8 protein-coding genes are annotated in these 7,094 nt (G+C 33.6%); 1 reads left to right on the forward strand and 7 read right to left on the reverse strand.

Translation table 11 applies throughout. The features are described 5' to 3' along the window. Positions 1-127: 127 nt before the first annotated feature. A complete protein-coding gene (locus tag PHP31_09620) occupies positions 128-1,039 on the forward strand; it encodes an acyloxyacyl hydrolase (protein ID MDD3739534.1) in 912 nt (303 codons plus the stop codon). 62 nt (positions 1,040-1,101) lie between these two features. On the opposite strand, the gene PHP31_09625 is transcribed toward PHP31_09620, so the two are convergent. The 7 genes from PHP31_09625 to PHP31_09655 form a co-directional block, all read right to left on the reverse strand. Beyond that, positions 1,102-2,517, reverse strand: coding sequence for a sugar transferase (locus PHP31_09625; GenBank protein MDD3739535.1), 1,416 nt, complete (start codon positions 2,515-2,517; stop codon positions 1,102-1,104). Between the two features lie 12 nt (positions 2,518-2,529). Next, entirely contained in the window at positions 2,530-3,444 is a 915-nt protein-coding gene (locus tag PHP31_09630) for a hypothetical protein (GenBank protein MDD3739536.1), read from the reverse strand. Further along, positions 3,428-4,414: a Gfo/Idh/MocA family oxidoreductase gene (locus PHP31_09635; GenBank protein MDD3739537.1), complete on the reverse strand. Its 987-nt coding sequence runs from the start codon at positions 4,412-4,414 to the stop codon at positions 3,428-3,430. Before PHP31_09635 ends, PHP31_09630 begins: the two co-directional genes overlap by 17 nt. Positions 4,415-4,483: 69 nt before the next feature. After that, positions 4,484-5,437 (reverse strand): YihY/virulence factor BrkB family protein, encoded by a 954-nt coding sequence (locus PHP31_09640; GenBank protein ID MDD3739538.1) that lies wholly within the window; start codon positions 5,435-5,437, stop codon positions 4,484-4,486. Between the two features lie 6 nt (positions 5,438-5,443). After that, positions 5,444-6,280, reverse strand: coding sequence for a carboxylating nicotinate-nucleotide diphosphorylase (nadC, locus tag PHP31_09645; GenBank protein MDD3739539.1), 837 nt, complete (start codon positions 6,278-6,280; stop codon positions 5,444-5,446). Positions 6,281-6,315: 35 nt separating this feature from the next. After that, positions 6,316-6,717, reverse strand: a complete 402-nt coding sequence (locus PHP31_09650; GenBank protein MDD3739540.1) for a DUF4783 domain-containing protein — start codon at positions 6,715-6,717, stop codon at positions 6,316-6,318. A 104-nt stretch (positions 6,718-6,821) separates the two neighbouring features. Beyond that, positions 6,822-7,094: hypothetical protein (locus PHP31_09655; GenBank protein ID MDD3739541.1), on the reverse strand; the 273-nt coding region annotated here is incomplete at its 5' end.

The raw sequence follows: 7,094 nt of genomic DNA on the forward strand, positions 1-7,094 counted from the left end.
ATAAAGTTGATTCTAAATTTTCTTTTCACGTAGAAGGAGCCCATTTGATGGATACTTCTTCGACCACGAACATCCCAAATTTTACAATAAATACAATTTTGGCACTCACCTTAATTATAGGGTTAATATCGACAAGTACAAGCTATACGATAAACTTTACAGAAATCCTACTCAAGGAATTGGACTGTACACGGTGTTGTATAATTCCGAACATTTCGGATATATTGCTGCAATGTACTATAATTTGGAAATTCCAATAAGTAATCCCAATAAAAAATATTTTTTTGGATACACTATCAATGGTGGTCTCGCATATATAAACAGTCCCGAAATTATTATCAACTTCGATGATAAAAATATTATTTCGTCAAGACTTAACATCTACTTTGAATTAAAACTCAATTTCGACTACAACAAAAACGCATCTCCAGGTGTTTCAATTGGGTTTAAACACTATTCTAATACAGCTTTAAAACTTCCCAATATAGGTTTAAATATGCTAACCGCCGATTTTTATCTAACAAAATACAACAACAAAAAAATTACTGCCGATAATTACACTATTCCAAAACATAAATTTTACACTCAGTTTAGCTTTGCACTTGGTACAGGAGCGAGACAAATTATTGAAAACAGAGAACGCATTATAAAAAACAGCCTTACAGCTGAATTTTTGCTTGGTATTTCTCACAAATATCGCATAGCCATGGGAGCTAATTGCGGTTTTACCTGGGGACAAAATAGTTTATCCGACACCCACTTCTACAACGATATTAACAAATTAACTTCCATTTCGGTTGTAGCCGGTTGGGATTGGATTGTCCATGATAAACTGTATTTTCCTATACGTTTTGGCTATTATTTTAAACGTAATAGAGAGCTGCGCGAAATAAAACCTTACTACGAAAAAGCAGGTATGGCGTACAATATCAATAACAGTCTGAGCGCTTGCCTTGTTATAAAAGCACATTATTTTGTAGCCGACATCTTAGAGTTTAATATTATATACAATATCAGACCCAATAAAAATAAGTCGTAAAACCAACAAAGGTGCTTAAAAAAGCACCTTTGTCAGACTAACCAAAAACTAAAACAAAAATATTACTTACCATTACCTTTTATAACAGTAAGTATTGTGTAAAACAATATCTTGAAATCCATTGCTAATGTCATATTTTCTAAGTACAAAATATCAAATTTAAGTCTTTCAACCATTTGATCTACATTTTCGGCATAACCGTATTTCACCTGTCCCCACGAGGTAATACCTGGTTTAACCCTATGCAACAGCTTGTAATGCGGAGCTATTTTTACAATTTGATCTATAAAAAACTGCCTTTCGGGACGTGGTCCAACAAGCGACATTTTTCCAACAAGAACCGTAAAAAATTGTGGAATTTCGTCTAAACGAGTTTTACGCATAAACAATCCGAAAGGTGTAATACGTTTGTCTCCTTCTGATGACAATGCAGGTCCGTTTTGTTCGGAGTTGATATACATTGAACGAAACTTAGGAATATTAAAAGGTTTGCCCCTAAAACCTATGCGTTCTTGATAATATAATATAGGTCCTTCAGACGAAAGTCTTACTCCTATCGCTAAAATAGCATAAACAGGTGATAACAACACTATGGCAACTAAAGACCCGAATATATCAATTAAACGCTTGATTTTCAGCTGCCAAAAAGGCATATAATTAAAATCTAAGCGAATAAGCGGTGTTTTGTAAATTGAAGTAGTTTTAACGGCTCCTATCAAAATATCCTCCACTTCGGGAATAATGTTTACTACAACCGACAAATCTTCAACTTCGGCAACAATCTTCTCTATTGTATCTTGCTCCGAACGCTCTATTGCTATTATTACTTCATCTATATTGTGTTCCTTAATAACTCTCGATAATTCGGAATAATGACCTAAATTAGGCATTGATTCTTCCAAAATATATTTCGGATAGGTTTGTGCGTAGACAAATCCTACTATTATATTTCCGGTGGATTTTTTCTGATTTTGAATGTCGTTGTATATGCTGACTGCATTGCCATTGCTACCAACTATTACTGTTCGGAAACCAATTTTTCTGTTATGAATTTTGCTTTGCGTGTTTGAAATAAATATGAAACGCGGAATAAATGTCAGCGTAAACTGAATAGCAAACAAAATCAATATGTATTCGTAATATCTTTTATAATCATCTACTAAATCGTCAAGTATAAACAAAAAGAATATTATTACAACACCTATAACCACTGCTATAAAGGTTTGACTAAGCATTTGAACCCTCGCCTTGCGATACAAATCTTCGTAAGTTCCTATCAAATAATATATCGTCAACCAAAAAACAGGTATTAAAATAATTCCCCAAAAAAAGTTACCATCAGTTATTAACGATGCAATTGTACTATCAAAATCCCAAAGTTCGTTCGATTTTCTGATAAAAGAAAACAGCACCCATGTTATCATAGCCGAAATAAAATCGACTGCAGCAAATTTAAACTTATATCTTTTTGGGTTCATCTTTAATATGGTTTACTTTGGAAAATTAATTAGTTTAATGTTGTCTACGTACACTTCCGAAAATTCGTTGGTATCACTTATGTTTCTACTGGTAATATAGATTTTAAACTTCTTGCTATTGCTAAAATTACCCAAAGTAGCTGTTAGGTTCACATATATCTTATTCCATGTTTCGCTAGGATTTATATTTAAAATTGGATGGTACACCGGAAATGAACCTTGAGTTACAATTCCGACGGCAAAGCCTATGTTGCACTTATAATTCAACTCTAAAAAACATTCTCTACCATTTGTCGGTAACTCGTAAGCACTTACAGTTTGCCACTCAAAAAACACTGTATCGGTTGATACTTTTGCTCCTGCAGCATAGTTGTTCAATTCGCCAGGAACAAGATTGTTCAACTCAGGAAAATAAAAACGCTCAATATCAATATTACTCAAATTTGTTTTTTCAAATGCGTTTGCCTGAGATTCAAAATCTTCGATAAATTGAAATACCGACCTATCGTCGTATTTAAAAGTGATATTGTCGATACTGACAATAGAATCTTTAAATAACTCAATATTCTGTTCCGAAACTTTATAGAAAGGGTATGGAACTCTGGTGCCTTTAATTCCATTCATTTTTATTCCTGCATAAAAATTAAATGCGGTGTTGCCCTCTTTAATTATTGGGCATCTAAAAGGCAATTCAAAAGCTCCAATAAGCGTATTTCCGTCGTAAACCCAAATGTCTGTAATTTTGCTGTATGAAGTGCCTTGCATATTATCTGCTTGCAAATCGGCACTGTTGATACTTAAATACGACGGCACTAAATCCTCAGGTTGCGGTTTGCACGAAACAAGTACAACCAATACCAATACTGCAAGTGATTTAAGTACAGTTTGCATTTTACGTGTTTGAGTCAGTTTATAATTTGTTTTCAATTTTTTCTAATATTTTATATGCTACAATAAGTGCGTCATTGCCGTCGTCGATAGTAACTATAGGCTCGTCATTGTTAAGAATTGAATCGGCAAAGCTTTTTAATTCTTCAACAATTGCATTGGTATGAATTACAATAGGTGTTTCAATCAACAGATTGAAATTGCCTTTTTTGTTATTAACTTTTGTAACCGACATAATAGAACTTCCATTATCTACCGGTTCTTCGTTAGATTCAACTAATTTGATAATTTCAGTTTTTTTGTCAAGAAAATCGACAGTAACAAAAGAGTCGTTCTGAAAGAAACGCATTTTTCTCATATCAACGCTTGCAATCCTACTTGCCGTAAGATTAGCAACACAGCCATTTGTAAATTCAATTCGGGCATTTGCCAAATCGGGCGAACTTGAAACTAAGGTAACGCCGCTGGCGGTTATTTTCTTTATATTCGATTTTACAACGTTTAGCACAATATCAATGTCGTGTATCATCAAATCGAGAACTACAGGAACGTCGCTACCTCTTTTTTTGTATCTCGAAATTCGGTGTGCTTCAATATATTTCGGTTTGTTGATAAACGGTTCTGCTGCAATAAATGCCGGATTAAATCTTTCTACATGTCCGACCTGAACCTTAACATTGGCTTCGTATGCTATGCTACTCAGTTTATTGGCTTCTTGCGGTGTGGCTACAATAGGTTTTTCAATAAAAACATGTTTACCTCTTTTCAGCGATTTTGTAGCAGCATCAAAGTGGGCAACGGTAGGACTTACAATATCAATAGCATCGCACTCTTCAATCAATTCCTCAATGCTATCGAAATGTTTTATGCCGTATTCTTCAGATACCTGCTCTGCTATATGTGGGTCATTGTCGTAAAAGCCGACTAAATCTAATTGGTCAACCTGCTTAATACATTGAATATGTATCTTACCTAAATGTCCGGCTCCTATTACTCCAATTTTTATCATTCTCGTTTCTTTACTTAATACTTTAAAGGGTAATTTATGTGCAAAATGGTTGTACGATAAAAAAATAATTTATTTCCCCGCCGATTTAATACTCATATTTAACTCATATCCAATAAGTAATATTGTAATATTAAAATTTATCCATACCATAATTATTATTAATGTACCTATTGAACCATATAACACATTATACCTTGCAAAATTTTCTAAATAAAAGTTGAACAAAAGTGTAGCAACAACAGCCATTATCGTAGCCAAAGTAGCTCCCGGCGATATGAAGCGAAAGCGCGTAGATTTTGCCGGCGCAAAATAATACAAAAACGAAATTGTAAAAAAGCATAGAGCTAATATTACTATCCATTTTAAAACGTAAATCAAATAAAAGTAAAACTTATACTGAACATTTACCACTTCATTTTGCAAAATCAGTTTTATAACCTTTGGACCTATGGCTAATAAAGCGATTGCAATTATCATCATTAGCGATAAGACAAGAAACAGCATCAAAGATATTGCTCTTTGCTTAAGCTGACTTCTATTCTCTTCAACATAAATTGATTTATTGAAAGCATCAATCAGGCTGTTTATTCCATTGGTTGCGAATAAAAACATTAGTATAAGTCCCAACGACAATAGTCCGCCTCTGGGACGTGTAACTATATCGAATATAACATTTTCAACTACCGAATATATCCCACTGGGGATAACATCTTCCATTAATTGTAGTAAGCTGTCTTGAAAACCAGGAAAAGGTAAATATGGAATTATTGTGAAAAAGAAAACTAATCCCGGAAAAATTGAAAGTAAAATATTATAGCTTGTGGCTGCCGCTCTAATTCCTATTGAACTTTTGCTTATGCTTTTAAAGAAAAATACACCAACTTCGTAAATAGGAACTTTATCGAAACCCGGCAAACTTGCAGTTTTGATGTAATTAATTATTTTTTTAACAAACGATTTGTCTAATAATGCTTTTGAAAATCTCGCAACTATAGCCGATAGTTTATTAATAATATTTTTCATCTAAAACTAACTTATTGTAAGCAAGCTCATATCAAGACTATTAATATGATGAGTTAATGCTCCTATAGAAACGAAATCGACTCCGCACTTAGCGTATTCTCTAACTGTTGATAAATTAATTCCTCCCGATGCTTCTGTTTCGTATTTGCCGTTTATCAATTTTACGGCTTTTTTCATATCGCTATAACTAAAATTATCGAGCATAATACGGTTAACTTTGCCTACGGCAAGAACTTGTTCGACTTCGTCGATGCTACGAGTTTCAATTTCAATTGGTAAATTCAGATTGTTTTTTTCTAAGTAATCAACGCAAGCCTCAATAGCATTAGATATTCCGCCGGCAAAATCAATATGATTGTCTTTAATTAAAATCATATCGTACAACCCAAACCTGTGATTTTCGGCTCCGCCATCTCTTACTGCTTGTTTTTCAAGCTGACGCAACAAGGGTGTAGTTTTACGCGTATCAATCACTTTTGTATCAAAACCTTTAAGTTTGTCAACTATTTTTCTGGTATAAGTAGCAATACCACTCATACGTTGCATGAAATTTAACGCTGTACGTTCGGCAGTAAGCATGCTAACAGACGAGCCGCTTATCTCCATGACTATATCTCCGTATTTAACGGACGTTCCGTCTTCTATAAAAATTTTTACTTCTAATGTGTCGTCAACCTGATGAAACACTTCTTTGGCAATATTAACTCCCGATACAATACCGCTTTCTTTAATTTTTAGTTGACATTTACCTTTGGTTCCGGCGGGTACGGTCGATAATGATGTGTAGTCGCCATTGCCTACATCTTCTTTAAGAGCTTGATTTATAATTTCCGATACTGTCATTGTTCAGTGATATTATGAAATGACAAAAGTACTATTTATTCCTTCTCGAAATGTAATTGCAGTATTAATTCCTTACCTTGCTCGTTTTTGGTTAGGCAATACACATCAAATTTATTATCCTTGCTTCTGTACTCTCCTATAAAAAACTTTGAATTACCTTTTGAAGTGCCTTTTTGTAAAATATTGAAATAATCGCTAGGATATTCTCTAAAAAAAGATTTTAAAACCATTTCAGCTTGTGCCTTACTAAACACACCGTCAGATGTCGGTGTTATTATCTCAACATTATTGCTAAAGCAACCCGACAAAGCCGTAGAATTTGATTGAAAAATGCACTCCGAAATCATATCGAGATTACAGTTTTCTTTAACTGAAACGTTTTGCGAAAATAATATCGATGTAAAAAAAATAGATAATGTTAGTAAAAAAATACGCATATAAATACCTTTTTGTATATCATTAAATCTAAACTCTTTATTTACCAACAATTATTGAGCCAAATTGGCAAAAAAACTACAATTTAGCCAAAAGTAATTATTAATTAGAACTTGAAAGTCAATCCAACTCTAGCTTCCCAAAACACCGAACCACCTCCAATTTCGAAATTACCTGCAAAATTATTAGTGAAAAAATATCTTGCTCCGGCGTGTCCTCCAATCGATAGACGCGTTTTTGGATAAATACCTGTATAATTTTCAGGATAATCGAAAAATACTACACCTACATCTCCTCCACCATACAGGTCGATATTACCAATTATTGGTAAATGTTCGGCAAAATGATAACTTAAACCAAATGCAGTGCAAAAAGCCTG

Source organism: Lentimicrobiaceae bacterium, assembly GCA_028697555.1.
GTDB lineage: Bacteria > Bacteroidota > Bacteroidia > Bacteroidales > UBA4417 > UBA4417.